General features: G+C 74.5%; 18 protein-coding genes and 1 tRNA gene. 13 read left to right on the top strand and 6 right to left on the bottom strand.

Annotated elements, in window-relative coordinates; all coding sequences use genetic code 11:
* The first annotated feature begins 472 nt into the window (after positions 1-472).
* Entirely contained in the window at positions 473-1270 is a 798-nt protein-coding gene (locus tag ACGF07_RS13800) for a LuxR C-terminal-related transcriptional regulator (RefSeq protein WP_392898598.1), read from the top strand.
* Positions 1271-1335: 65 nt separating this feature from the next.
* Here the strand turns inward: ACGF07_RS13800 and ACGF07_RS13795 are convergent, their stop codons facing one another.
* Complete coding sequence (locus tag ACGF07_RS13795; protein WP_350739233.1) at positions 1336-1833, bottom strand: MarR family transcriptional regulator; 498 nt, start codon at positions 1831-1833, stop codon at positions 1336-1338.
* A gap of 111 nt (positions 1834-1944) precedes the next feature.
* Here ACGF07_RS13795 and ACGF07_RS13790 point away from each other — a divergent pair, with 111 nt between their 5' ends.
* Complete coding sequence (locus ACGF07_RS13790; RefSeq protein WP_392898300.1) at positions 1945-2793, top strand: methyltransferase domain-containing protein; 849 nt, start codon at positions 1945-1947, stop codon at positions 2791-2793.
* A gap of 80 nt (positions 2794-2873) precedes the next feature.
* On the opposite strand, the gene ACGF07_RS13785 is transcribed toward ACGF07_RS13790, so the two are convergent.
* A complete protein-coding gene (locus ACGF07_RS13785) occupies positions 2874-3476 on the bottom strand; it encodes a TetR/AcrR family transcriptional regulator (RefSeq protein ID WP_350739313.1) in 603 nt (200 codons plus the stop codon).
* Between the two features lie 191 nt (positions 3477-3667).
* Positions 3668-4780 (bottom strand): fatty acid desaturase, encoded by a 1113-nt coding sequence (locus ACGF07_RS13780; protein WP_392898297.1) that lies wholly within the window; start codon positions 4778-4780, stop codon positions 3668-3670.
* 247 nt (positions 4781-5027) lie between these two features.
* On the opposite strand from ACGF07_RS13780, the gene ACGF07_RS13775 reads away from it, so the two are divergent.
* The 6 genes from ACGF07_RS13775 (at position 5028) to ACGF07_RS13750 (ending at position 9990) form a co-directional block, all read left to right on the top strand.
* Positions 5028-5098 (top strand) — tRNA-Gln (locus ACGF07_RS13775).
* A gap of 141 nt (positions 5099-5239) precedes the next feature.
* A complete protein-coding gene (glmU, locus tag ACGF07_RS13770; protein ID WP_392898294.1) occupies positions 5240-6694 on the top strand; it encodes a bifunctional UDP-N-acetylglucosamine diphosphorylase/glucosamine-1-phosphate N-acetyltransferase GlmU in 1455 nt (484 codons plus the stop codon).
* Between the two features lie 200 nt (positions 6695-6894).
* The gene (locus tag ACGF07_RS13765; RefSeq protein WP_350739221.1) at positions 6895-7872 is read left to right on the top strand and encodes a ribose-phosphate diphosphokinase; all 978 of its coding nucleotides are present in this window, start codon (positions 6895-6897) and stop codon (positions 7870-7872) included.
* A 362-nt stretch (positions 7873-8234) separates the two neighbouring features.
* Positions 8235-8822: a 50S ribosomal protein L25/general stress protein Ctc gene (locus tag ACGF07_RS13760; RefSeq protein ID WP_392898291.1), complete on the top strand. Its 588-nt coding sequence runs from the start codon at positions 8235-8237 to the stop codon at positions 8820-8822.
* A 116-nt stretch (positions 8823-8938) separates the two neighbouring features.
* Positions 8939-9526 carry an aminoacyl-tRNA hydrolase gene (pth, locus tag ACGF07_RS13755; RefSeq protein WP_392898288.1) on the top strand — a complete coding sequence of 196 codons (588 nt, stop codon included), beginning with the start codon at positions 8939-8941 and terminating at the stop codon, positions 9524-9526.
* Positions 9527-9666: 140 nt separating this feature from the next.
* Positions 9667-9990: a hypothetical protein gene (locus tag ACGF07_RS13750; protein WP_350744661.1), complete on the top strand. Its 324-nt coding sequence runs from the start codon at positions 9667-9669 to the stop codon at positions 9988-9990.
* A 62-nt stretch (positions 9991-10052) separates the two neighbouring features.
* Here the strand turns inward: ACGF07_RS13750 and ppc are convergent, their stop codons facing one another.
* On the bottom strand, positions 10053-12863 hold the full coding sequence (gene ppc, locus ACGF07_RS13745) for a phosphoenolpyruvate carboxylase (protein ID WP_392898284.1): 2811 nt from the start codon (positions 12861-12863) through the stop codon (positions 10053-10055).
* 260 nt (positions 12864-13123) lie between these two features.
* Here ppc and ACGF07_RS13740 point away from each other — a divergent pair, with 260 nt between their 5' ends.
* Positions 13124-14392 carry a sensor histidine kinase gene (locus ACGF07_RS13740; protein ID WP_392898281.1) on the top strand — a complete coding sequence of 423 codons (1269 nt, stop codon included), beginning with the start codon at positions 13124-13126 and terminating at the stop codon, positions 14390-14392.
* A 53-nt stretch (positions 14393-14445) separates the two neighbouring features.
* Here ACGF07_RS13740 and ACGF07_RS13735 read toward each other — a convergent pair whose 3' ends face one another.
* Positions 14446-15129, bottom strand: coding sequence for an SUKH-3 domain-containing protein (locus ACGF07_RS13735; protein ID WP_392898278.1), 684 nt, complete (start codon positions 15127-15129; stop codon positions 14446-14448).
* Entirely contained in the window at positions 15057-15518 is a 462-nt protein-coding gene (locus ACGF07_RS13730) for a YwqJ-related putative deaminase (RefSeq protein ID WP_350744657.1), read from the bottom strand. Before ACGF07_RS13730 ends, ACGF07_RS13735 begins: the two co-directional genes overlap by 73 nt.
* A 650-nt stretch (positions 15519-16168) precedes the next feature.
* Between ACGF07_RS13730 and ACGF07_RS13725 the strand changes: the two genes are divergently transcribed.
* The 4 genes from ACGF07_RS13725 (at position 16169) to mfd (ending at position 26086) form a co-directional block, all read left to right on the top strand.
* The gene (locus ACGF07_RS13725) at positions 16169-17170 is read left to right on the top strand and encodes an SMI1/KNR4 family protein (RefSeq protein ID WP_392898275.1); all 1002 of its coding nucleotides are present in this window, start codon (positions 16169-16171) and stop codon (positions 17168-17170) included.
* A 67-nt stretch (positions 17171-17237) separates the two neighbouring features.
* The gene (locus tag ACGF07_RS13720; protein ID WP_392898274.1) at positions 17238-20015 is read left to right on the top strand and encodes an SUKH-4 family immunity protein; all 2778 of its coding nucleotides are present in this window, start codon (positions 17238-17240) and stop codon (positions 20013-20015) included.
* A gap of 265 nt (positions 20016-20280) precedes the next feature.
* Positions 20281-21630, top strand: a complete 1350-nt coding sequence (locus tag ACGF07_RS13715; RefSeq protein ID WP_392898271.1) for a hypothetical protein — start codon at positions 20281-20283, stop codon at positions 21628-21630.
* Between the two features lie 799 nt (positions 21631-22429).
* On the top strand, positions 22430-26086 hold the full coding sequence (gene mfd / locus ACGF07_RS13710) for a transcription-repair coupling factor (protein WP_392898269.1): 3657 nt from the start codon (positions 22430-22432) through the stop codon (positions 26084-26086).
* Positions 26087-26107 lie beyond the last annotated feature (21 nt).

Here is a 26107-nt window from a genome sequence, read left to right as displayed (position 1 = left end):
CGGCGCCTGCTGGCGGAACTTCACCAAACCACCACGACGGGGGTTTCCCGGCCCGTACGCTGAGTCCGGTACCGGTGGGGGCCGGCGCCCTTGCGGCTCGGCCGACCGACCGGTGGGCGGGCGGAGCGGCGGGTCCGGAGCACGGCTGCCGGACCGGTCCCCGTTCCCGGGCTCGGGCGCTCTGAGCAGGGCAGGGGGAGTGACGATGGGGCGGATCCGGGTCCTGGTGGTCGACGACCACCGGATCTTCGCCGAGGCGCTGGCCGCGGCCCTCGCCGCCGAGCCGGACGTGGAGGTGGGCGCGGCCGGCAGCGCGGCCGCCGCCGAACGGGCGCTGGAGCGGGCGGCTGCCGAAGGCCGGGCCTATGACGTGGTGCTGATCGACGCGGACCTGGGAGCCGAGGCCGCGGGCTCGCGGGCGCGCAGTGGCGCCGACCGGGCCGAGGAGGCCCGCCGCCACCCGGTTCCGGCCGTGGCGTCGCCCCACCGGCCCGCGGCCCAGGCGACCGTCGCCCGTCCGTCGGACCACCCGGGCCCGGAGCAGCTGCGACCGGAGCAGCTGCGCCCCGAGCAACCGCGCGCCGAACAGCAGCGCGGGGGCCACCCGCGCGGGGCCCACCTGCGGGGGGACCAGCTACGTGGCGATCAACCGCGAGCCGAGCAGCCACGTGCCGAGCAGCAGCGCGGCGACCGGCTGCGCGGCGACCAGCTGCGCGCCGACCAACCGCGCGGCGACCAGCTCGGCGCCGTCTCCCCGCCCCCCGACGGCATCACGCTGCTCGGCCGACTGCGCCGCGCCCACCCGGGCCTGCGCGTCGTCGTCCTGGCCGCCGCCGACGACCCCCGCCGGGCGGCCCGGGCGCTGCACGCGGGCGCCACCGGCTGGGTGGCGAAGGAGAGTTCGCTGGCCCGGCTGCTGGCGGTGGTCCGGGGCGTGCTGCGGGACGAGACGCACGTGCCGCCCGCGCTGCTCACCGGGGTGATCCGCGAGCTCACCACCGCCCGGCGGGACCGCACCGAGAGTGAGCGCCTGGTCGACGCCCTCACGCCGCGGGAGAAGCAGATCCTGCGCTGCATGGTCGCCGGCCTGGGCCGGCAGGCCGTCGCCGAGCGGCTGTACCTGTCGCCGCACACCGTCCGCACCCACATGCAGAACGTGCTCGGAAAGCTCGGGGTGCACTCCACGCTGGCCGCCGTCGCGGTCGCCCGCCGGGCCGGGATCAGCCCGGCCGAACCGGCCCCACCGCCGTCCGTCGCCTCCACCAGCTGACGCCCCGCAGCCGGGGGCCGACCAGGCGGCGGCGTGGCAGCGGCGTGGCAGCGGTGCGGCGGGGCTCAGCCCGGGATGTTGTCGAACGGTGCGACCAGCAGCCGCAGCAGGGCGGCGAGTTCGCCCTGTTGGTCGGAGCTGAGCTGGGCCAGTAGTTCGCGCTCGTGCGCGAGCAGTCCGGCCAGCGCCTGGTCGGCGCGGTCCCGGCCGTCGTCGGTCAGCCGGACCAGGACGCCGCGTCGGTCGTCCGGGTCGGGCAGGCGCTTGACCAGGCCCTTGCCGGTGAGGCGGTCGATCCGGTTGGTCATGGTGCCGGAGGTGACCAGGGTCTGGGTGAGCAGCTGGCCGGGGGAGAGCTGGTACGGGGAGCCGGCCCTCCGCAGGGCGGTGAGGACGTCGAACTCCCAGGGCTCCAGGCCGTGCTCGGCGAAGGCGGTGCGGCGGGCGCGGTCCAGGTGCCGGGCGAGTCGGCTGACCCGGCTGAGCACTTCGAGCGGTTCCACGTCGAGGTCGGGGCGCTCCCGACGCCACGCTGCGACCAGCCTGTCGACCTCGTCCTCCATGACGATCAGTGTATCGGTGGATGTGTCGATGTGAAGTCTCTTGACATCGAGAAAAGTGGCGATGAGGCTGTCGAGAGATATCTTGACGTCGAGATACCCGTGAGGTGAACCATGACCACCCCGGCCTGGGACCCGGCGCAGTACCTGCGCTTCGCCGACGAACGCACCCGCCCGCTGCGCGAACTGATCGCCCGCGTTCCCGCACTCCCGGACAGGGCCGACACCGTCGTCCTCGACATCGGCTGCGGCCCCGGCAACTCCACCGCCGTCCTGCGCGAACGCTGGCCGCGGGCCCGGATCACCGGCATCGACAGCTCCGCCGCGATGATCGCCACCGCCCGCGCCGAGGGCGAACCCACCGCCGAGTACCTGCTTGCCGACGCCCGCGCGTACGACCCGGCTCCCGCCCGGCCCGACCTCATCGTCTCCAACGCCACCCTGCAGTGGATCGACGGCCACCTCGACCTGATCCCGCGGTGGGCCGCCGCGGTGCGCCCGGGCGGAGCGGTGGCCTTCCAGGTCCCCGGGAACTTCGACGCCCCCAGCCACACCCTGCTCGCCGACCTGTGCCGCAGCCCGCGCTGGCGCGACCTCCTCGGCACCGGCACCGGAGGCACCGCAGACACCGGCACCGCAGACACCGACGCCGGAGGCACCGGCACCGTGCGCGCCGGCGTCCACCCGCCCGAGCGCTACCTCGACGCCCTGGCCGCCGCCGGCTGCCTCCCCGACGTCTGGGAGACCACCTACCGCACCCTGCTCCCCGGCCCGGACCCGGTCCTGGAGTGGGTCAAGGGCACCGCGCTGCGGCCCGTCCTCACCGCGCTGACCGATCCGGCCGACCGGGACGACTTCCTCGCCGAGTACGGGCGGCTGCTGCGCGAGGCCTACCCGCCCGGACCGTACGGAACGGTGTTCCCGTTCCGACGGATCTTCGCGGTCGGGGTCAAGCGGCGGTGAGACGGAGCAGCAGGGCGGAGCGGTAGGGCGGAGCAGCGGCGACGAGAGGGGACGCGGCGGCGATGGGAGGGGCGCGGGGTTCAGGCCGTGCGGTCGCCGACCAGCCGGGGGTGCCGCTCCAGCCCCTCCAGCCCGTGCCAGGCGAGGTTCACCAGGTGCGCCGCCACCGTCGCCTTGTCCGGCTTGCGGACCTCCAGCCACCACTGGCCGGTCAGCGCGACCATGCCGACCAGCATCTGCGAGTACATCGGGGCCAGCCGGGCGTCGAAGCCGCGCGACTTGAACTCCAGGCCGAGGATGTCCTCGACCTGGGTCGCGATGTCGCTGATCAGCGAGGCGAAGGTGCCGGTCGACTGGGCCACCGGCGAGTCCCGGACCAGGATCCGGAAGCCGTCCGTCGAGGTGTCGATGTAGTCCATCAGCGCGAACGCGGCCTGTTCCAGCAGCTCGCGCGAGTGGCCGCCGGTCAGCGCCCCCGTCACCATGTCCAGCAGCAGCTGCATCTCGCGGTCCACCACCACCGCGTACAGGCCCTCCTTGCCGCCGAAGTGCTCGTACACGACGGGCTTGGAGACCCCGGCGCGCTCGGCGATCTCCTCCACCGAGGTGCCGTCGTAGCCGCGCTCCGCGAAGACCGTCCGGCCGATCTCGAGCAGCTGCTCCCGGCGCTGCTTGCCGGTCATCCGGACCCGGCCGCCCCGGCGTCGGGGGGTCGCGGCGGCCGCGCCCCCGTCGGCGGGTCCGCCCACCGGTGCAGCGGCCCGCGGACGGGCGGGCGCCGTTCCGGGCGCCGCGTCCGTCCGCGTGCTCTGGTGACCGCCTGTGCTGTCTTCGCTGCTCCCGTTCACCCCTACATCATGCTGGAAGCGCCGCCTCATGCGGCGCGGCGGGCGGCGATCCGCTGAGCGTCCGGCCAGCGGACGTCCCGCACCCAGCCGGCCAGCTCGAACCAGCGGATCAGCCGGGCCGAGGAGTCGATCTGCCCGCGGAGCACGCCGTGCCGGGCCGCGGTCGGGTCCGCGTGGTGCAGGTTGTGCCAGGACTCGCCGCAGGAGAGCACCGCGAGCCACCAGACGTTGCCGGAGCGGTCGCGGGAGCGGAACGGGCGCCGGCCGACGGCGTGGCAGATGGAGTTGATGGACCACGTCACGTGGTGCAGCAGGGCCACCCGGACCAGGGATCCCCAGAAGAAGGCGGACAGCGCCCCCTCCCAGGACAGGCTCACCAGGCCGCCGACCAGGGCGGGCAGCAGCAGCGAGATCGTGGTCCAGAGCCAGAACAGCCGGGAGATCCGCCGCAGGGCCGGGTCGCGGACCAGGTCGGGGGCGTACTTGAGCTGAGGGGTCTGCTCCTCGTCGAACATCCAGCCCATGTGCGCCCACCAGAGGCCCTTGATCAGCGCCGGGACGCTCTCCCCGTAGCGCCAGGGCGAGTGGGGGTCGCCGTCCTTGTCGCTGAACCGGTGGTGCTTGCGGTGGTCGGCCACCCACCGCACCAGCGGGCCCTCGACGGCCAGGCTGCCGACGATCGCCAGCACCAGGCGCATCGGGCGGCCGGCCTTGAAGGCGCCGTGGGTGAAGTAGCGGTGGTACCCGACGGTGATGCCGTGACAGGTGAGGAAGTACATGGCGACGGTGATCGCCACGTCCGTCCAGCCCAGCCCCCAGCCCCAGGCCACCGGGACGGCGGCGAGCAGCGCGGCGAACGGGACGAGGATGAACAGCCCGAGCGCGACGCGCTCGGCGAAGCCCTGCTTCTCCCCGCCGCGGGTGGCGGACAGCCGGGTCGCGGCGTCGGCCGACGGATCGGCCGAGGGATCGGCCGACGGATCGGCCGTCGGATCGGTGGACGGGCCGGCCGAGGTGCCGGCTGACGCGCCGACGGAGGGATCGGCCGTGCGGGCGAGGGAGGGGTCGACGGAGGGATCGGGAGAGGTTTCGGGAAGCGCGGCGCCATCCGCGTGCGCCTCGTCTGCCTGGGTGGTCATGGGGGGCGTCCCTTCGCGGTGTCCCGGTACGGGACAGCGGACCTACGTTTGCGTAACCTACGGCATCGTAGGTTGCGTGTCGTGTCCAGGGGAACACACCGCCACGCGGCGCTCGGGTGAATTCACCCGACTGGATGGATGAACCGGACGGCGGCGGTGTTCGACCCGCGGCGGCGGATCCGGCCCGGCGGATCGCGTCGGTTGATACCCACGGGAGGGTCGTCTCGGGTAGGGTCTGACACGACTGTCCGCCGTGGTGTAATGGCAGCACAGGGCCCTTTGGAGGCCTTTGTCTGGGTTCGAATCCTAGCGGCGGAGCCTCTTCACGCCTCAGGTTCGGGCGTTTCCCGCCTCGCCGGTATTGTCGGTGCTGCTCGGCGGACTGTGCGAATGGCGACCGGCCTGGGTCCGGGCCGGGCTGCTCTGCCTCTCTGTGAACCTAATGAGGAGCCTCCCCGCATGGCTGCCAATTCGCTTGCCGCCGTTGTCGTGCTCGCCGCCGGTGGCGGGACCCGGATGAAGTCGAACAAGCTGCCCAAGGTGCTGCACGAGGTGTGCGGGCGCTCGCTGGTGGGTCACGCCGTGGCGGCGGCCGGGGAACTGACGCCGGAGCAGCTGGTCGTGGTGGTCGGTCACCAGCGCGAGCAGGTCGAGGAGCACCTGGCGGCGCACTATCCGGCGGCGCGGCCGGTGGTGCAGGAGGAGCAGAACGGGACCGGGCACGCCGTGCGCACGGCGCTGGAGGCGCTGGCCGCCGACGGCGTGGTGCTGGACGGGACCGTGATCGTCACCGCCGGGGACTCGCCGCTGCTGACCGGGCGGACCCTGCTCCGGCTGGCGGACGCCCACGCCGCGCAGCAGAACGGGGTCACCGTGCTGACCGCCGTCGTCCCCGAGCCCTTCGGCTACGGCCGCATCCTGCGGGACGAGGACGGCACCGTCGCCGCGATCGTCGAGGAGCGGGACGCCAGCGACACCCAGCGCGCGATCACCGAGATCAACTCGGGCGTCTTCGCCTTCGACGCCAAGCTGCTGGTCGAGGCGCTGGCCGAGCTCACCACGGACAACTCGCAGGGCGAGGAGTACCTGACCGACACCCTGGCGATCCTGCGCAAGGCCGGGCACCGGGTGGGCGCCGTGGTCGCCGAGGACCACCAGGACATCCTGGGCATCAACGACCGGGTCCAGCTGGCGCAGGCCCGCCGGCTGCTGAACGACCGCCTGCTGGAGCGGGCGATGCGGGCGGGCGTCACCGTGGTGGACCCGGCGACCACCTGGTTCGACGTACAGGTCTCCTACGAGCCGGACGCCGTGGTGCTGCCGAACACCCAGCTGCAGGGCGCCACCCACCTGGGCGAGGGCTGCGAGGTGGGCCCGAACTCGACGCTGAAGGACACCCTGGTCGGCGCCGGCGCCCGGGTGAGCAACACCACGGCCGACCGCGCCGAGGTCGGCGAGCTGGCCACCGCCGGCCCGTACGCCTACCTGCGGCCGGGCGCGAAGCTGGCCCGCAAGGCGAAGGTCGGCACCTACGTCGAGGTGAAGAACTCCGAGCTGGGCGAGGGCGCCAAGGTGCCGCACCTCTCCTACATCGGCGACGCCGTCATCGGCGAGGGCAGCAACATCGGGGCGGCCTCGGTCACCGTGAACTACGACGGGGTGAACAAGCACCGCACGGTCATCGGCGCGCACTGCCGCACCGGCTCGGACAACATGTTCATCGCCCCGGTCACCGTCGGCGACGGCGCCTACACCGCGGCCGGCTCGGTGATCACCGGCGACGTCCCGGCGGGCGCCCTGGGCGTGAGCCGGGCGCAGCAGCGCAACATCGAGGGCTGGGTCGAGCGCAAGCGCCCCGGCACGACGTCCGCCCAGGCCGCGAAGGCCGCGAAGGACGGGGCCGCCGAGGCCTGACCGGGCCGGCCGGGCACCGGCGGGCGGTCCCGGGGCGGACGGTTTCCGCACGGGCGCGTAACCTTGGGGTCATACGTGCGCCACTGGGCTTGCCGCCCGTGTCCAGGCGTACCGACAAACTCCCTGACCCCCGCGGGTGCGGCTGCGCCTGCCCTCCGCGGGGGAGGGATTCAGCGTCCGCAACGCGAGGAGACGGTGCAGTGAGCGGGATCACGACGTCGGGTGAGAAGAAACTGAAACTCTTCTCCGGCCGTGCCCACCCGGAACTGGCGAAGGAGGTGGCCGCGGCGCTGGGGACCGAACTGGTTCCGACCAAGGCCCTGGACTTCGCCAACGGCGAGATCTACGTCCGCTTCCTGGAGTCGGCGCGTGGCGCGGACTGCTTCGTGATGCAGAGCCACACGGCTCCCATCAACCAGTGGATCATGGAGCAGCTGATCATGATCGATGCTCTGAAGCGGGCCTCCGCCAAGAGCATCACCGCGATCCTGCCGTTCTACGGGTACGCCCGGCAGGACAAGAAGCACCTCGGCCGCGAGCCGATCTCGGCCCGGCTGATCGCCGACCTGCTCCGCCAGGCCGGTGCCGACCGCCTGATGGCCGTGGACCTGCACACCGCGCAGATCCAGGGCTTCTTCGACGGCCCGGTGGACCACCTGTTCGCGCTGCCGCTGCTCGCCGACTACATCGGCGAGAAGGTGGACCGCTCCAAGCTGACCGTCGTCTCGCCGGACGCCGGCCGGGTGAAGGTCGCCGACCAGTGGTGCGACCGGCTGGACGCGCCGCTGGCGATCATCCACAAGCGCCGCGACATGACGCAGGCCAACACCATCCTGTCCGCCGAGGTCGTCGGTGACGTCAAGGGCCGCGTCTGCGTCCTGGTCGACGACATGATCGACACCGCCGGCACCATCTGCGCCGCCGCGGACGCGCTGTTCGAGAACGGTGCCGCCGACGTGCTGGTCGCCGCCACCCACGGCGTGCTCTCCGGCCCGGCCGCGGACCGGCTGAAGAACTCCCGGGTGAGCGAGTTCGTGTTCACCAACACGCTCCCCACCCCGGCGCAGCTCCAGCTGGACAAGATCACCACGCTGTCCATCGCCCCCTCGATCGCGGCCGCGATCCGCGAGGTGTTCGAGGAGGGTTCGGTCACGAGCCTCTTCGAGGGCGTGCACTGACGCGTGCGTCCACGGTGCACTGAAGCGTGCACCGGCGGTGCACCGGCGAGTGCGTGACGCGTGCGCCGATGGTGCGCTGACGAAGGCCCCGTGCGGCGGCCCCGGTTCCTCGCGGACCGGGGCCGCCGCCGATTTCACGGGAGGGCACCGATGAGGTTAGACTCGTGAAACTGCTCGGCGAGGGATGCCGTGTGCCCGCTCGACGGGCGCCGTCACCGTGATCGACGCGCTGCCGGTAGCGGATTCCGTCCGCCGGCAGAGGACGTTGCCGCCGAGTGACCCCCGAACGTACTGAGGGTGTGGTCCCGGCGGTTTTTCGCGTTGCCTGCACCCCCGCGCCAGTCTTCACGAGGAGTGCAGTCGTGTCCGAGATCCGCCTTGCCGCCGAGACCCGTACCGAGTTCGGCAAGGGTGCCGCCCGTCGCGCCCGCCGCGCCGGCTTCGTCCCCGGTGTCGTCTACGGCCACGGCCACACCCCGGTTCACCTGAACCTGCCCGGCCACGACCTGATGATGGCCCTCAAGACCCCGAACGCCCTGCTGGTCGTGCCGATCGACGGCAAGGACGAGTACGTGCTGCCGAAGGCCGTCCAGCGCGAGGCCATCAAGCGCACCATCGAGCACGTCGACCTGCTGCTGGTCAAGCGCGGCGAGAAGGTCACCGTCGAGATCCCGGTCCACACCGAGGGCGAGCTGGCCCCCGGCGGCAACCTGCTGGAGCACGTCCTGCAGGCCCTGCCGATCGAGGCCGAGGCCACCCACCTGCCCGAGGCCGTCACCGTCTCGATCGAGGGCCTGGAGGCCGGCGCCTCGATCCACGCCAAGGACATCGCCCTGCCGTCCGGTGTCTCGCTGGCCGTCGACGCCGACGCCGTCGTGCTGCAGGTCATCGCCGCCCAGGCCGCTCCGGCCGAGGAGGAGGCCGCCGAGGCCGAGGGCGCCGAGGCCTGAGCCTCGTAGCACTCCACAGCTGAGACCGCTGCCCCGGTCGCTCCCGCTGGAGCGACCGGGGCAGCGGTGCGTCCGGGATGATGACGTCGAGCGCGACGGTGACGAGGAGAGTGGGCATGGGCGAGCGCATCGAGGAGTACGACGGGCCCTGGCTGGTGGTGGGCCTGGGCAACCCGGGGGAGCAGTACGCCCGGAACCGGCACAACATCGGCTTCATGGTGGTGGACCTGCTGGCGCAGCGGGTGGGTGCCAGGTTCAAGGCGCACAAGAGCCGGGCGCAGGTGGCCGAGGGCCGCTTGGCGGGCAAGCGGGTGGTGCTGGCCAAGCCGATGTCCTTCATGAACCTCTCCGGCGGCCCGGTGACGGCGCTGCGGGACTTCTACAAGGTGCCCGCCTCGGCGCTGATCGCCGTCCACGACGAGCTGGACATCGACTACGCGGCGCTGCGGCTGAAGCTGGGCGGCGGGGACAACGGCCACAACGGGCTGAAGTCGATCACCAAGTCGCTCGGGCCGGACTACTACCGGGTGCGCTGCGGGATCGGCCGCCCGCCGGGCCGGATGGAGGTCGCGGACTTCGTGCTGAAGGACTTCTCCTCGAGCGAGCGCAAGGAACTGGACTGGTTCGTGGACCGCTCGGCCGACGCCGTGGAGGCGCTGCTGTCCGAGGGGCTGGAGCGGGCGCAGAGCACCTACAACTTCTGACGCGGCGTCATGGAGGGGCTGTGCGGGCTACGCAACAGTCGTACAACGCTTGCCGGCCCAAACCTGAATCCGTGTGAGAACCCTGTGCGGGATCGGATAGCGTCGGTCCGGGTACGCGAACGGGTCCTGGGGAGTTCTCGATGCGGAGATTGCGTCCGGTCCGCCGACTTCGGCGGCTCCGGGTGGTCCGGCTGAAGCAGTTCGGACGGCGGGTCGGCGCGGCCGGTGCGCTGGGGGCGGCCGGTGTGCTGCTGTCGAGCGGTGCGGTGGCGCACGCCGATCCGGTGGCGGAGCCCGATCCGGCGGTCTCGCCGGAGCCCGCGGCCGCGCAGTTCGGTCCGGTGCTCGGCGATCCGGTCGGTCCGGACGCCGGGCTGCTGGCGGTCGGCGGCGGCCTGGTGGTCGCGGCCGGCGGTGCGGCGCTGTGGCTGAAGCGTCGGCGCGCGGGCGAGTCCGCGGAGTAGCGGTTCGCGAAGGGCCGGTGTCCCCTGGCGGGACACCGGCCCTTCGGCGTTCCCGGGCGGCGTCAGCCGGTGTTGCGCAGGCCGGCGGCGATGCCGTTGACGGTGAGCAGCAGCGCGCGGGCGCGCAGCGGGTCCTCGCGCCGGCCGGCCGCGACCTCCTCGCGCTGGCGGCGCAGCAGCGCGACCTGGAGGTAGGAGATCGGGTCGAGGTAGGCGTCGCGGACGGTGAAGGTCTGCTTCAACACCGGGTTGTGCTCGAGCAGTTCGCTCTCACCGGTGAGCCGGAGCACCTCGCGCAGGGTGAGGTCGTGCTCGGCGACGATCTGGTCGAAGACGTGGTGCAGTTCGGCGGGCACCAGGGTCTCGACGTAGTGCCGGGCGATCCGCAGGTCGGTCTTGGCGAGGGTCATCTCCACGTTGGACAGGAAGTTGCGGAAGAAGTGCCACTGGCCGTACATCTCGTCCAGCACGTCGCCGAGACCGGCCGCACGGGCGGCGGCGAGGCCGGAGCCGACGCCGTACCAGCCGGGGACGATCTGGCGGGACTGGGTCCAGCCGAACACCCAGGGGATGGCCCGCAGGCCGTCCAGCCCGGCGCCGGAGTCGGGGCGGCGGGACGGGCGGGAGCCCAGGTGCAGCGAGGCGAGCTGGTCGACCGGGGTGGCGGCGAAGAAGTACTTCGGCAGGTCCTCCTGCTCGACCAGGGCGCGGTAGGCGGTGTGGGCGGCCTCGGAGACGCGGTCCATCGCGGCGTCCCAGCGGGCCAGCTCCTCGGGGGCCTGGCGCGGGGCGGTGTGCAGCGCGGAGGCGGCGAGGGTCGCGGAGAGGGTCAGCTCCAGGTTCTCCCGGGCCAGCGAGGGCAGCAGGTACTTGTCGGAGATGACCTCGCCCTGCTCGGTGACCTTGATCTCGCCCTCCAGGGTGCCCCAGGGCTGGGCGAGGATCGCCTCGTGCGAGGGGCCGCCGCCGCGGCCGACGGTGCCGCCGCGGCCGTGGAAGAGGCGCAGCCGGATGCCGTAGCGGTGGGCGACGTCGCGCAGTCGGCGCTGGGCGCGGTGGATCTCCCACTGGGAGGTGGTGATGCCGCCGAACTTGGAGGAGTCGGAGTAGCCGAGCATGACCTCCTGGACGTCCCCGCGCAGCGAGACGAGCAGCCGGTAGGACGGGTCGGAGAGCATCTCGTCCAGGATGCGGTCGGCCTGCTGGAGCTCGTCGGTGGTCTCCAGCAGCGGCACGATGCCGATCTTGGCGATGCCGGCGTGGAGGTCGATCAGGCCGGCCTCGCGGGCCAGCACGGTGGCGGCGAAGACGTCGTCGGCGCCCTGGCACATCGAGATGATGTAGCTCTCGACGATCTCGTCGCCGAAGCGCTCCAAGCCCTCGCGGATGGTGTTGAAGACGCCGAGGGTCTTGGTGCCGGCCTCGTCCAGCGGGGCCGGGGTCGGGGCGAGCGGGCGGCGCGAGCGCAGTTCCTTGGCGAGCAGCTTCTGCCGGTACTCGCGGGGCATGTCGGCGTAGCGCCAGGCCTCCTCGCCGAGGCGGTCGAAGAGCTGGCCGAGGGCGTGGTGGTGGGCCTCGGCGTGCTCGCGCACGTCCATGGTGGCGAGCTGGAGGCCGAAGGCCTCGATGGTGTTGATGGCGCGGGCCAGGCGGCCGTCGGCGATCAGCTCGCCGCGGTGGGCGCGCAGGGAGTCCTGGATCAGCCGCAGGTCGGCGATCAGCTCGCGGGTGCCGAGGTAGTCGCGGCCCTCGACGTGCGGGGTGCCGCCGGCCAGGCGCTCGCGGGTGTTCTCCAGCTTGAGCCGGATGCAGGTGGCCTTCAGGCGGTAGGGCTCCTCGGCGTTCATCCGCTTGTAGCGGGGGCTGAGTTCGGGGAGCCGGTGCAGGTCCGTGTTGAGCGAGGCGAGCAGTTCGACGGAGGCGCCGGCCAGCCGCTCCGAGGTGGAGAGGGTGTTGCGCAGGTCGTCGACGGCGGCGAGGGCGTCCTTGATGCCGTACTCGTGCTGGAGGTTGAGGACGTCCCAGGTGACCTGCGGGGTGACGTTGGGGTTGCCGTCGCGGTCGCCGCCGATCCAGGTGCCGAAGGTGAGCGGGCGGACGCCGTCGGGCAGGCTCAGGCCGACCCGGGCGAGCTCCTCGTGGAGTTCCTCCAGGACCTCGGGGACGGCCTCGCGGTAGAGCTCGTCCAGGTAGTAGACGGCGTTGCGGGCCTCGTCGGTGGGCTCGGGGCGGGCGATGCGCAGCTCGTCGGTCTGCCAGAGCAGGTCGATGACCTCGGCGAGGCGGCGGTCGGCGGAGCGCTTGGCGCTGCTCGTGCGGGCCGGGTCGGCGGCGACCAGGCCGGAGGTGAGCTCCTCGCGGTGGATGCGGTCGAGGAGTTCGCCGATCCGGCGCAGCTTGTTGAGCACGCTGCGGCGGGCGGCCTCGGTGGGGTGGGCGGTGAAGACCGGGCGGACCGCGAGGTGGGCCAGGGTGTCCTGGAGGTGCTTGGGGTCGGCCTGGGCGAGCTGGTCGGCGGTCTGGGCGAGCAGCGAGCCCTCGCGCGCGCGCCGGGTGGCGAACTCGCGGCCGCGGTGCACCTGCTCGGTGACGTTGGCGAGGTGGAAGTAGGTCGAGAACGCGCGCACCAGCTTGGCGGCGGTGTCCAGGTCGATGTCGGAGAGGAGCTCGGCGGTGGCCTCGCCGTCGGTGCGGCTGAGGAGTCGGACCTGTTCGACCAGGCCCAGCAGCTGGGGGCCCTCCTGGCGCACCAGCGTCTCGCCGAGGAGGTCGCCGAGGCGGCGGATGTCCGCACGCAGGGCCGAGTTGTCTGCGGCGGCGCCGGCGGCGAGGACAGCGGGGCTGTCCGCCGGCGTGTTGACCGGAGCGGTCACGGCTGGCTCCCTGTGGTGGTGGGGTTCGGCAACGGCTCATCGTCACAGCTCCACGCGCAGTGTGGCGGGCGTGACGCGTGCGGACCGCGCTGTCCGACGCGACCAGCATAGGTGTCGGGGCGGGTGCTGTCCGCGAGGTGGCCGGATGGCGGACAGCCCCGCCGGAGCACACCTGTGGTCTGGACCACTTGAGCGCTGCGCGAGGTGTACGGGGCAATACCGGTGGGGAGGGGAAGGGGTTGCCGCATAGGCTGTCGCCCATGAGCAAGTCGCCTGGGGAGCGCGCGCCGGTCCGGTCGTTCTGGTGGTGGAAGCGGCCGCGCAGCGCCTTCCTGGACATCGGGTTGGCGCTGCTGGCCGCACTGGAGTGTTCGGCCGGCACGGTCGCCTTCCTGGACGCCCGGTTCCAGCTGTCCGGCGCGGGCATCGCCGTGGTCGCGGCGCTCGGCACGCTGGCCGGCGGCTCGCTGGTGCTGCGCCGGCGGTGGCCGGCCGTCCCGGTGGTGGCGACCCTGGTGCTGATGCCCGGGATGCTCGGGGTGCTGCTGCTGGTGGTGTCGCTGTACACGCTGGCGGCGACCTGGGAGTGGCCCTCGCGGCGCCGGCGGGTGGTGGCGCTGTCGGTGCTGGCCTTCGCCGAGGCCGTCGCGGTGATGATGGTGTCCATGCTGACGCCCGGCGACGCGTCGGTGGAGCAGCCGCCGCTCTGGGTCCAGGTGCTGATAGCGGTGCTGGTGGCGGTCGGGCTGACCGTCCCGCCGGTGGTCACCGGACTGTACGTGGGCGCGCGGCGGCGGCTGATCGAGTCGCTCAAGGACCGCGCGCACGGCCTGGAGACCGAGCTGGACCTGCTGGCCGAACAGGCGCAGGAGCGCGCCCGCCGGGCCCGGCTGGAGGAGCGCACCCGGATCGCCAGGGAGATGCACGACGTGGTGGCCCACCGGGTGTCGCTGATGGTGGTGCACGCGGGAGCGCTGGAGCGGATCGCCCTCAAGGACCCGGAGAAGGCCGCCCAGAGCGCCAAGTTGATGGGCGAGGTGGGCCGGCAGGCGCTGAACGAGCTGCGCGAGATCCTCGGCGTGCTGCGGATGGACGACGAGCGGCCGCCGGAGCAGGACTCGCTGGCCGGGCTGCCCCGGCTGGTCGACCAGTCCCGGGCGGCCGGGATGGCGGTGACGCTCACGGTCAGCGGCAGCCGGCAGGAGTTCACCGGCGAGGCCGAGCAGACGGCGTACCGGGTGGTCCAGGAAGGGCTGACCAACGCGCACAAGCACGCGGGCGGGGCGCAGGTGTCCGTCCTGCTGGCGTACGCGCCCAACGGGGTGCGGGTGAGCGTGGTGAACGCCTGCCCGGGCGGCGAGCGGGGCGCCGCGCAGCTGCCGAGCGGGGGCAACGGGCTGCTGGGGATGCGGGAGCGGGTGATCGCGCTGGGCGGCACCTTCTCGGCCGGGCCGGAGGCGGACGGCGGGTTCCGGATAGAGGCGGTGCTGCCCTCCAGGCTGGTGGTGCGCGCGGACCGGCTGGGCTGATCCGGGGCGCGCTCAGCCCTCCCCGGCGGTGCGCAGCCGCTCCGGGGGCGTGCTCAGCCCTCCCCGGCGGTGCGCAGCCGCTCCGGGGCGGTGCCCAGGACCAGGGTGTTGATGGCCTGGTCGATGCCGTGGCCGAGGAACCACTCGCCGGTGTGGTCCAGGCTGTAGACCCGCCCCTCCTCGTCGACGGCCAGCAGCGCCTGCCCGTACGACTCCTCGCCGAGCGGGGCGAGCTGGGTGCCGAGCGCCCGGCCGAGGTCGAACAGGGTGCGCGGCTGGTGCAGGCCGCACAGCGGGTCGATCAGGAACGGCGTGCGGGCGAGCTGGCGGCCCGGCCCGGACAGGTCGAAGGCGAGCCCGCCGAACTCGGCCCAGGCCTCCACCGCCGCCGGGAACACCGCGTGCCGGACGCCGTCGGGGCCGCCGTGCGCGACCAGGGTGTCGGCCCACTCCTCGGCCCGCTGGATCTGCCAGCGGCCGGGGTGCCAGCCGGCCGCCTTGAGCTCGGCGGCGACGTCGGCGGGGAAGCGCGGGCGGGTCCGCCCGAGGGTGCCGGTCGCGGTGGGGGCGGCCTGGGACGGGATCGGGCTGGGCGGGTTCAGGGCGGACTCCGGGGCTCGGGGACAGTGGCCGTACGGCGGTGGGGCGGGCGGCGCGCGGCCGGTCAGCGCGCGGGCGGGCCGACGGCGACGCTCTGCACCGTGAAGTGCTCCAGCATCGGCGCGCAGGAGCGGCACGGCGGGGCGTGGGTGCCGTGCGCCGGGTCCCCCTCCTCGCGGATCCGAACGGTCGTCATCCGGGAGCCCTTGAGCGCCTTGCGGGCCTCGTGCAGGGACAGCGGCTTGCGGGCGGCGCGCTTGGACCGGTTGCCGTCGACCGTGGCCAGGTACTGGGAGAGCAGGACGGCCTCCGGGCAGCGCCCGGTGAACCGCTCGCGGGCCTCGACCGGCAGGGTGTCCAGGAACTCGCCGACCAGCGGGTGCAGGACCGGGCGCCGCTCGTCCTTGCCGCCCGCCAGGGTGTGCACCTCGCCGCCCTTGAGCGACAGCGCGGCGGCGACGGCGGGCAGCAGGCTGTCGCGGTGGTGGCGCAGCACGGGCGGGCCCGCCGGCTCACCGGTGGTCATGCGGTGTCCTCCTCCTCGTTCCCGGCGGTGCGGCCCGGTCGGGTCCTGTCGGGTTGCGTCCGGTCCGGGGCAAGCCTGTCACTTGACACCCACGAGTGCACAACCGGGGTACGCGCACGGTCGAACGCCCGTACGGCCGTTGGCGGGCCGGCCGGGCGTCCGCCGGCATCCTGGCCCGTCGCGGGCCGGATCCGCACACCGCCGTCACGACTTGTCCGCTGATTTCCCGAAACACCCCCGGGGCCGCAGCCACGGCCGGTACGGTTCCGGGCGACGGACCGGGGCGCCGCACCGGCGGGCCGGGCGCGGGCCGGGCGCGACCGGGCGCCGGCCGGGCGTGGGCCGACTGGGGTGTCGGCGCCGGAGGTTGGGGCCCGGCGCTCGGGAGCGGTACGGGCCGGACCCGGCCCCTCGCCCGCCCCTCCCGGGTGCCGCCTGCCGCCGCCAACCCGCCTGTTTCGAAACGGCTTTGCGGACGAGCCGGCCCGGACGCTGCGCGTGCCGACCCGCGGCCCCGGGGCGCGGCGGCCGCCGTTCGTGGAGGTGTCGGGGCGGGCGCCGGATGCGGGGGTTCGGCCGACGGGGTGAACCAATAGGCTGGTGCCGAGAAAGCGCACCGAGAGTTTGCAGCAGCCAGTGGGGGCTCCCAGATGACGACAGGTCGGCCCGGCGTCGCCGCCGCACCGAACGCGGCGTACGCAGGTCAGGTGGTGCAGTTCCCGGACCCGGTCCGAGCGGAGCGGCACCCGGCCGGGGTCCGGGTGGACGAGTCCGGCTACCCGGACTTCGGCCCGTACGCCGCAGCGGCGGCCGAGGTCGCCGACCCGCCGGACGGTTTCGGCGTGGACGAACTGCGGCTGACCGACTACGTCTCGGCCAACGCCGCGCTGTTCACCCAGGGCCACCCGCTCTGGGCCGACCTGGAGACCGCGGTCGCCACCCCGCCCGGCTGGACCTGGCACCACGCCGTCGGCCGGGCGGCCCCAGGCTGGCGGCGGATGGAACTCGTCCCGGTCGAGGTCAAGGCCCTGCTGCGGCACCACGGCGGCCTGGCCACCTCGCCCGCCGACCACTCCCGGCGCGGCACCCGCCCGCTGCAGGAGCGCCGGCCCGTCCACTTCTCGCTGGCCAGGGACGGCGGCGACCCGATCGGCGTCTCCGAGGACCTGGTGCAGCGGGCCGAGGAGCGCCTCGGCTACCGGCTGCCCGGCGCCTACCGGACCTTCCTCAAGCTGGGCGGCGGCCGTGCCCCGGCCGGGGTGGCGCTGGACACCGAACTCGGCATGCTGCTCGACCAGCCGTTCCTCACCCTCACGGAGGAATACGGCACCGAGGACGTGGTGTACGCCAACAAGTGCCTGCGCGACCACCTCACCAAGGACTACCTGGGCATCGCGTACGCCCAGGGCGGCATCGTCGCGCTCAAGGTGCGCGGCGACCGGATCGGCTCGGTCTGGTTCCACCTGTACGACGACGCCCGCGACTCCGGCGCCCCGGAGGCACCGGAGGACCGCTGCGCCCGCCTGCTGCTGCCCTGCGGGGACGACTTCGACGCCTTCCTGCTGCGGCTGGCCGGCAGCCCGCCGGAACTGGAGACGGTCGCGGAGCTGATGGTGGACGGCGGGTTCGCCCGGGCCGTCCCGGTGGGCTGACGCGGATGGGCGCCGTGGTGCAGGTGGAACGGGGGACGACGAGGATGCGGACAGGGGTGAACCGGGCGTGGTGACGTACGCGCAGGCGCAGGAGCTCGCCGAGGAGTGGGTCAACGGCGGCGTGCCGCAGGCGCAGCAGCGCGAGGTGCGGGTCCGGGAGTTCGACCTGGGCTTCGTCTGCTGGGCCGTCGCGCCCGCGGACGCGGCCGGCGGTCCGGGAGACCCGGCCGGGGCCGGCCCGTCCGGCTCGGGTGAGGTGCGACTGGTGATCGCCCGGGACTCCGGGGCCAGCACGCTGTGGCCCGCGCTGCCGGTCAACGAGGTGGTGCGGCAGTACGAGGAGGTCTACGGGCGGCCGGTCGCGGCCAACCCGGCCGGGGCGGCGAAGCCCGCGCCGGGGCCGGTGGAGGCCACCTCCTTCCTGCTCAGCCCGCCGCAGTGGCTGCAGGAGGCGGGGGCCGCGGCGATCGCGGCGGAGGCGCAGAAGCTGGGCGGCGCGGCCGCCCCGGCTCCGGCCGCCGCTCCGGCCCCGGGCCCTGCTCCGGCGCCTGCTGCGGTCGCGGCTGAGGAACCGCCCGCGCCGGTACCGGCCGCTCCGGTGCCGCCCGCGCCCGCCGTGCTGACCGAGCCGCCGGTCTCCGACCGGCCCGCCGGGGACGCGCCGACCATGCTCGCCCCGCCGCCGGGCGACGAGCCGGCCTGCCCGCCCCAGCCCGCGGCAGCCGCACCGGCACCGTCGCCGGTCGCGCCGGTCGCGCCGGTCCCGCCGGTCCCGCCGGTCCCGCCGGTCCTTCCGGCCCCCGCCGCGCCGAACGCTCCGGTCGGCGCCGAGGCGGCGACCGTCCTGATGCCCGAGGGCCTGCGCACCTCCGGATCGGACCTGCCGGACGCGCCCGCCCCGGCCGGCGCCGAGGCCGCGACCGTGCTGATGCCCCCGGGCAGCGGTGGCTACGGAATGCCGCCGGTCCCGCCGCCGGGCGCGCAGCCGCCGGCCGGTCCGCCCGCCGCGCCCGCCGGTTCGGCGGCCCCGGCCCCGGCAGCGGCGGCAGCCGTCGAGCCGGCACCGACGCTGCTCGCGCCGCCGGACGCCGTACCCGGCCTGATGGGCCTGCCCGGTGCCCCGGCCACCCCGCCCTCGGGCGGTGCCCCGGTCGAGCAGGCGCCGACCATGCTCGCCGCGCCGGGCAACCCGCCCGCCCCGCCGTCGGCCGGTGCCCCGGTGGAGCACGCTCCGACCATGCTGGCCTCGCCCGGCGGTCTGGCCGGCCTGCCCGGCGGCCCCGGCGCGCCCGCCGCCACGCCGGCCGGTGCACCGGCGCCGGGCGGCCCCGGCCGCAACCCGAACTCGGCCCCGCCGCCGCCCCCGCCGGCCGCACTGCGCGGCGGTCCGTCCGGCGCCTCCGGCAGCCCGTCGGGGTCCGGGCCGGGCGCGCTGGGCCGCAATTCCGGCTCGGCCCCGCCGCCGCCCCCGCCCGCCGAGCTCCGGCACACCCCGGGCCCGGCCGCGCCGGGTGGCGGTGCCACCGGGCGGGCGGCCGGTTCCACCCCGCCGCCTCCGCCCCCGGCGGGCCTGCGCGCCGGCGCCGCCCCGGCCCCCGCCGCGCAGGGCACCCCGGCGGCGCCCGCGGCCGGGATCTCGTACGAGGCGACCCAGCTGGCCGGCGCGATCGACCCGGCCCTGCTCGGCGGCCCCGCAGATCCGGGCACCCCGCCGTCCGGCGGCCCCGCCGTCCCGCCGCCGCCCGGCGGTCCGGCCGCCCCCGCCGCCGGCGCGGCCGGCTACGGCTACCCGAACGCGGGCGCCGCGCCCGGCGTCGTCCCGCCGACCCCGGTGACCGGTCCGCCGCAGGGCGGCGCGCCCGTCCCGCCCGGGGTCCCGGCGGTCGGTCCGGGCTACTTCGCCGCGCTCAGCTACCGCGGCCCGGACGGCTCGGAGCAGAAGCTGCTGCACCGTAGCGAGCCCGGCACGCCGCACCCGGAGTGGAAGATCCTCCAGGACCTGCGCCGGCTGAACGTGCCGCCGGAGCAGGTGCTCGAGCTGTACACCGAGCTGGAGTCCTGCGACCTGCCTGGCGGCTACTGCAACCGCATGATCGCCGCTTCCTGGCCGAACGTGCGGCTCACCCACACCGCGCCGTACGGCCGCGACCACGCCTCCCGGCAGGCCGGGATGGCCGAGCTGCTCGACCACCTGGACGAGCTGCACCAGCTGGCCTCCGGCGCCCAGCGGGTCCGCCCGTTCCGGGTGCCGCTGCCCGCGCCCGGGACGGTCCAGCCGCTGCCCCCGCTGCCGCCGCAGCAGCTCGCCCAGGAGGTCGGCCAGGCCTTCGGGCAGAACCTGTTCCGCTACGAGCAGCGCGCGGTCGCCCGCCAGGGCGTGCCGGAGCCGGTGGCGCAGACCCTGATGTGGGCCGGGCTGCCGCGCGACTTCGGACCGTTCTTCTGGGCCCAGGCGCAGGAGGGCCGGCCGATCCCGACCCTCGCCGAGCTGGCCGCCGAGCGCGGCCTGCCGGCCGGCCCGGACTTCGGCGGCTACCTGGTGCTCGGCAACGACTACGGCCGCCAGCTGTGCGTCCAGTACGGCACCGCGAACGTGGTCGCCGTCGACGTCGACGGAACCGGCCAGCCGCCGCGGTTCGTCAACAGCGGTGTACCGGAGTTCGTCCGCGCGCTGGCCCTGCTGGGCCGGATGTGGCGGCTGCGGTACGGGCTGACGCCCGAGCAGGCCGGTCGTTGGACGACCGACTTCCAGGCGCAGCTCGCCGCGATCGACCCGGCGGCCCTGCAGAACGCGGACACCTGGTGGGCCGTGCTGCTGGAGCAGTTCTGGGACGGTCTGCTGTAGCGGACCGTCGCGGATCCTCGCAGGTGGGGAGGGGTCGTCCCGGTGTCCGGAACGGCCCCTCCGGCATGCCCGGGCAGCTGTGCCTCATTGGGGTTTCGTCCGGATCTGCGCAAAATAGGTCAAGAGGATGGGTCTATTCGGCCGGTCCTCGACCGTTCCGGTCCGCACGACGACCGAATCCGGCCCCGGTTTCCGAACCGGTTCCGGATCCGTCCGTTCCGTCCGATCATGGGCTCCGCAGCCCGCGATACGAGGGGAAGAGCCCATGAGCGATGCCGTCCCCCAGCACGGCTTCAGCCAGGCCCGGCGCGGTTACGCGCCCGAGCAGGTCGACCGGGCGCTCGCCGCCCTGACCGCGCAGCGCGACGAGGCGTGGGAACGGCTGAGCGTCCTCGGCGCCGGGATCCGGCAGATGGAGGCCCGACTGGCCGACATCCGCCGCGCCGCCGACGAGGCCCCCGAGCCGGACTACCAGGTGCTCAGCGAGCAGGCCGCCGGACTGGCCGCGATGGCGCAGAACGAGGCCCGGGCGGTGAAGGAGCGGGCCGAGCGCTTCGCCGAGGACCTGCGGGACGAGGCGTACGAGGCCGGGCAGGCGCTCGCCGCGGCGGCCAAGGAGTACGCCGCCACCGTCCGGGCGGAGGCCGACGCGGCGGTGCGGCGCACCGAGGAGCGCACCCGCGCCGAGGCGGAGAGCATCCGGGCCGAGGCCGACCGGGAGAGCCGGGCCACCCGGGACGCCGCCACCGCCTACGCCGCCAAGGTCAGGGTGGCCGCCGCCGAGACGAGCGAGCACGCCGAGGCGGAGCTGGCCGCCAGGCGCCGCCAGGCCGACGAGGCCTTCGCCGAGGCCGAGGCCAGGGCCGAGGCCGAGGAGGCCGAGGTCTCCGCGACCGCCGAACGCCGGGTCAGGGAGGCCGAGCAGCACCGGGAGGCGGTGCTCGGCCGGATCAAGCAGGTGGAGACCGACGCCCAGGCCAAGGCCGACCAGCTGATCGACCGGGCCCGCCGCGAGGCCGAGAAGATCAACGCGGCGAGCGAGCAGGAGCAGCGCGAGTACGACGCCCGGCTGGAAACCGTGCAGCAGCACCTCGACCACATCAAGGCGACGCTGGCCTCGCTCACGGGTGCCGCGGTCGGCCAGATCGAGGCGGTGGAGGAGGCGGCCGACGCCGAGGAGGCCGCCCCGGCGGACGCGGCGGCCGGGCCGCTGCCGGTGGACTCCGAGGCGGACACGGGGGAGATCCCGGTCCCGGACCCGGTGAAGGACGCGGCGAAGGACGCGGCGCAGGGCCAGGCCCCGGGCCGTGCGCCCGAGGCGGCGGCCCCGCGGCAGCCGGTGGTCGGCGGGGCCGCCGCCGGTATCCGGGCCGATGCGGCGAACGGCGCCGCCGGGCCCGTGGTGACCGGCCCGGTCGCCGTACCGCCGAAGCCGGTCGCACCGCCCGCACCGGTGGCGGGCCCGGGAGAAGCCGAGGACCGCGGGGACGCCGAGGGCGGCACCGGAGCCGGGACACAGCCGGAGGACGAGACCCGGATCGTCCCGAAGATCGTCATCGTGGACGACGGCAGCGGCTACGCCGCCCCCAACACCGTCTCCTACCGCCGCCGCTGACCCGCGCCCCCGCCGGTGGTCAGCCGGTGCGGGCCGGACGGGTTCGGTGTCCGGGGCCCTGATCGCCTCCGTGCTGGTGCGGGCGGTCAGGGCCTCCGCGTTGCGGTCGATCGACCGGAGTCGGTAGTCGGCCGGGACGGCGGAACGGTGGCCGGCCGGTCGGGACCGGTCGGTGCGGTCCTGCGGCCCCGGCGGTCCTGCTGCCTCAGCGGTCCTGCGGTCCTGCGGTCCGCGTAGGCGCGGGCGGCGGCCGGGTGGGCGAAGCGGTGAGGCCGAGACCCGTGGCGCCCTCCAGGAAAGGGCGCCACGGTTCCCGGCGAACGGGCGGGCGCCCCCACCCAGGGTCGCCCGGCCTCGCACCCCCGACCCCCATCGGTGGTGCGACAGTGCCGCCACAGCCATCCCCCACGGTTGGGTGCGGCGGGCACGTTCACCATGGTGCGCGATCTCCATGGACGGCCAGTGACCGGAGTATGTCCAGTTCGTGGCGGATGGCGGAGCCCGGCGCCGCCCACGGCCCGGGCGGCCCGTCCACCGCGCGACCGGTGTTCCGTCCAGTGGTTCGTCCGCGGTCGCGTCCCGGGCGGCGGCCCTGGCAGCCGGGCCCCGGCGGCCGGGCCCCGGGCCGTGGATCCCTCCTGCCCGGCCCCGCCGGGGGCCGTACGCCGCGTGCCCGTCGGTGCCGCGGCGTAGGCTGGAGACCCCCGGCCGCTCGGCGCGCCGGGCCGTTCGCGTTGCCCCGGCGGGCCTTCCGCCGCCCGGAGGCAGCACCAGCCACGGCACGAAGAAGAGACCTCTGATGAGCCTGACCGGACTGCTCGATGTCGTCGCGCGGGACGCGGCGCTCGCCGAGGCGATCGGGGCGGCCACCGCTGCCGGCGCCCCGGCCGGCGGCCGCCGCCACCTGGACCTGGTCGGACCGCCCGCCGCCCGGCCGTTCGCCATCGCCGCGCTGGCCCGCGCGCTGGCCGCACAGGCCGCCGGCGACCGGGGCCGCCCGGTGCTCGCCGTCACCGCGACCGGCCGGGAGGCCGAGGACCTCGCCGCCTCGCTGCGCTCGCTGCTGCCCCCCGATGCCGTCGCCGAGTACCCGGCCTGGGAGACCCTGCCGCACGAGCGGCTGTCGCCCCGCTCGGACACCGTCGGCCGCCGGCTGGCCGTGCTGCGGCGGATCGTCCACCCGCGGGCCGACGACCCGGCGGCCGGGCCGGTGGAGGTGGTCGTCGCCCCGGTCCGCTCGGTGCTGCAGCCGCAGGTCAAGGGGCTGGCCGAGCTGGAGCCGGTGGCCGTCCGGCGCGGCGAGTCGCACGACCTGGAGGAGGTGGCCCGCCGGCTCTCCGCGGCCGCCTACGCGCGGGTCGAACTGGTGGAGAAGCGCGGCGAGTTCGCCGTGCGCGGCGGCATCCTGGACGTCTTCCCGCCGACCGAGGAGCACCCGCTGCGGGTGGAGTTCTGGGGCGACGAGGTCGAGGAGATCCGCTACTTCAAGGTCGCCGACCAGCGCTCGCTGGAGATCGCCGAGCACGGCCTGTGGGCGCCGCCCTGCCGCGAGCTGCTGCTGACGGACGAGGTGCGGGCACGAGCGGCCGAACTCTCGGCCCAGCACCCGGGGCTGGCCGAGATCCTGGACAAGATCGCCGAGGGCATCGCGGTCGAGGGCATGGAGTCGCTGGCGCCGGTGCTGGTGGACGACATGGAGCTGCTGCTCGACGTGCTGCCGCTCGGCTCGGTGGCGGTGCTCTGCGACCCCGAGCGGGTCCGCACCCGGGCCGCCGATCTGGTGGCCACCAGCCAGGAGTTCCTGCACGCCTCCTGGGTCGCGGCGGCGGCGGGCGGGGACCGGCCGATCGACCTGGAGGCCATCGACGTCTCGGCCGCCTCGCTGCGCTCGCTCGCGGAGGTGCGCGAGCACGCCGACGAGATCGGGCTGCCCTGGTGGTCCGTCAGCCCCTTCGCGGCCAGCGGGTCCACGGCCGACGCCTCCCTCGCCGTCCCGGGCGCGGACGCCGACCGGCTCGGCGACGCCACCACCCTGACCCTGGGCATGCACGCCGTCGAGGCGTACCGGGGCGACACCGCCCGGGCGATCGCCGACGCCAAGGAGCGGCTGGCCGCCGACTGGCGCGTCGTCATGGTGACCGAGGGCCACGGCCCCGCCTCCCGGCTCGCCGAGGTCCTGGGCAACGAGGGCATCCCGGCCCGACTGGTCGCCGACCTCGCCGAGGCACCCACCCGGGACGTCGTCCACGTCTCCTGCGGCTCCATCGAGCACGGCTTCGTGGACGAGCAGCTGAAGCTCACCGTCATCACCGAGACCGACCTGTCCGGCCAGCGGTCCTCCACCAAGGACATGCGCCGGATGCCGTCCCGACGCCGCAACGCGATCGACCCGCTGGCCCTGGTGGCCGGCGACTACGTCGTCCACGAGGCGCACGGCGTCGGCAAGTACGTCGAGATGGTGCAGCGCACCGTCCAGGGCGCCACCCGCGAGTACCTGGTGCTGGAGTACGCCCCCGCCAAGCGGGGCCACCCCGGCGACCGGCTGTTCGTGCCGACCGACCAGCTGGACCAGGTCACCAAGTACGTGGGCGGCGAGGCCCCGACGCTGCACCGGCTCGGCGGCGCGGACTGGGCGAAGACCAAGCAGCGGGCCAAGAAGGCGGTCAAGGAGATCGCCGCCGACCTGATCAAGCTGTACTCGGCGCGGATGGCCGCCCCCGGGCACGCCTTCGGGCCGGACACCCCCTGGCAGCGCGAGCTGGAGGACGCCTTCCCGTACGCGGAGACGCCGGACCAGCTGACGACCATCGCCGAGGTCAAGTCGGACATGGAGAAGTCCGTCCCGATGGACCGGCTGATCTGCGGCGACGTCGGCTACGGCAAGACCGAGATCGCCGTGCGGGCCGCCTTCAAGGCGGTGCAGGACGGCAAGCAGGTCGCGGTGCTGGTGCCGACCACGCTGCTGGTGCAGCAGCACTTCTCCACCTTCGCCGAGCGGTACGCCAACTTCCCGGTCACCGTGAAGGCGCTTTCCCGCTTCCAGACCGACACCGAGGCCAAGGCCGTCCTGGAGGGGCTGTCCGAGGGCTCGGTGGACGTGGTCATCGGCACCCACCGGCTGTTCTCCTCCGAGACCAGGTTCAAGGACCTCGGCCTGGTCATCGTCGACGAGGAGCAGCGCTTCGGCGTCGAGCACAAGGAGCAGCTGAAGAAGCTGCGCGCCAACGTGGACGTGCTCACCATGTCCGCGACCCCGATCCCGCGCACCCTGGAGATGGCCGTCACCGGCATCCGGGAGATGTCCACCATCACCACCCCGCCGGAGGAGCGCCACCCGGTGCTGACCTTCGTCGGGCCGTACGACGAGAAGCAGATCTCGGCCGCGATCCGGCGCGAACTCCTGCGCGAGGGCCAGGTGTTCTACATCCACAACCGGGTGGAGTCGATCGACAAGGCCGCCGCCCGGCTGAGGGACCTGGTGCCCGAGGCGCGGATCGCCACCGCGCACGGGCAGATGGGGGAGACCCAGCTGGAGAAGGTCGTCGTCGACTTCTGGGAGAAGGAGTTCGACGTCCTGGTGTCGACCACGATCGTGGAGTCCGGCATCGACATCTCCAACGCCAACACCCTGATCGTCGAGCGCGGCGACACCTTCGGCCTCTCCCAGCTGCACCAGCTGCGCGGCCGGGTCGGGCGCGGTCGCGAGCGCGGCTACGCCTACATGCTGTACCCGCCGGAGAAGCCGCTCACCGAGACCGCCCACGAGCGGCTGGCCACCATCGCCCAGCACACCGAGATGGGCGCCGGCATGTACGTCGCGATGAAGGACCTGGAGATCCGCGGCGCGGGCAACCTGCTCGGCGGCGAGCAGTCCGGGCACATCGCGGGGGTCGGCTTCGACCTCTACATGCGGATGGTGGGCGAGGCGGTGGCCGAGTTCCGCGAGTCGCTGGCGAACGGCGGCGAACCGGAGGAGGAGCCGCTGGAGGTGAAGATCGAGCTGCCGGTGGACGCCCACGTGCCGCACGACTACGCGCCCGGCGAGCGGCTGCGGCTGCAGGCCTACCGTTCGATCGCGGCGGTCAACTCGGAGGCGGACATCCAGCAGGTCCGGGACGAGCTCACGGACCGCTACGGCAAGCTGCCGGAGCCGGTGGAGAATTTGCTGATGGTCGCGGCGCTGCGGCTGTACGCCCGGCGGTGCGGGATCTCGGACATCACCCTGCAGGGCGCGAACGTCCGCTTCGGCCCGGTGGAGCTGCGCGAGTCCCAGCAGCTGCGGCTGAACCGGCTCTACCCGCGCAGCCAGGTCAAGGCGGCGGCCCGGCAGCTGCTGGTGCCCCGCCCGAGCACCGGCCGGATCGGCGGCAAGCCGCTGGTCGGCCGGGAACTGCTCGGCTGGTGCACGGACTTCCTGTCGGCCATGTTCGACGACCTGGCGGGGGCGAAGAAGTAGCGGGACGCGCTGCCGGCGGCG

The organism is Kitasatospora sp. NPDC048194 (genome assembly GCF_043202455.1).
Lineage (GTDB): Bacteria > Actinomycetota > Actinomycetes > Streptomycetales > Streptomycetaceae > Kitasatospora.
The sequence above is the reverse complement of the archived record's forward strand: the minus strand, read 5'-3'. Positions and strand labels throughout refer to the sequence as shown.

Excerpts from the sequence above, each read along its gene's own strand:
- pth (WP_392898288.1), top strand. The coding sequence starts at position 8,939 with ATGGGCGAGCGCATCGAGGAGTACGACGGGCCCTGGCTGGTGGTGGGC.
- ACGF07_RS13715 (WP_392898271.1), top strand. The coding sequence starts at position 20,281 with ATGAGCGATGCCGTCCCCCAGCACGGCTTCAGCCAGGCCCGGCGCGGT.
- ACGF07_RS13785 (WP_350739313.1), bottom strand. The coding sequence starts at position 3,476 with ATGACCGGCAAGCAGCGCCGGGAGCAGCTGCTCGAGATCGGCCGGACG.
- ACGF07_RS13730 (WP_350744657.1), bottom strand. The coding sequence starts at position 15,518 with ATGACCACCGGTGAGCCGGCGGGCCCGCCCGTGCTGCGCCACCACCGC.
- ACGF07_RS13725 (WP_392898275.1), top strand. The coding sequence starts at position 16,169 with ATGACGACAGGTCGGCCCGGCGTCGCCGCCGCACCGAACGCGGCGTAC.
- ACGF07_RS13795 (WP_350739233.1), bottom strand. The coding sequence starts at position 1,833 with ATGGAGGACGAGGTCGACAGGCTGGTCGCAGCGTGGCGTCGGGAGCGC.
- ACGF07_RS13740 (WP_392898281.1), top strand. The coding sequence starts at position 13,124 with ATGAGCAAGTCGCCTGGGGAGCGCGCGCCGGTCCGGTCGTTCTGGTGG.
- ACGF07_RS13750 (WP_350744661.1), top strand. The coding sequence starts at position 9,667 with ATGCGGAGATTGCGTCCGGTCCGCCGACTTCGGCGGCTCCGGGTGGTC.
- ACGF07_RS13780 (WP_392898297.1), bottom strand. The coding sequence starts at position 4,780 with ATGACCACCCAGGCAGACGAGGCGCACGCGGATGGCGCCGCGCTTCCC.
- glmU (WP_392898294.1), top strand. The coding sequence starts at position 5,240 with ATGGCTGCCAATTCGCTTGCCGCCGTTGTCGTGCTCGCCGCCGGTGGC.
- mfd (WP_392898269.1), top strand. The coding sequence starts at position 22,430 with ATGAGCCTGACCGGACTGCTCGATGTCGTCGCGCGGGACGCGGCGCTC.
- ACGF07_RS13790 (WP_392898300.1), top strand. The coding sequence starts at position 1,945 with ATGACCACCCCGGCCTGGGACCCGGCGCAGTACCTGCGCTTCGCCGAC.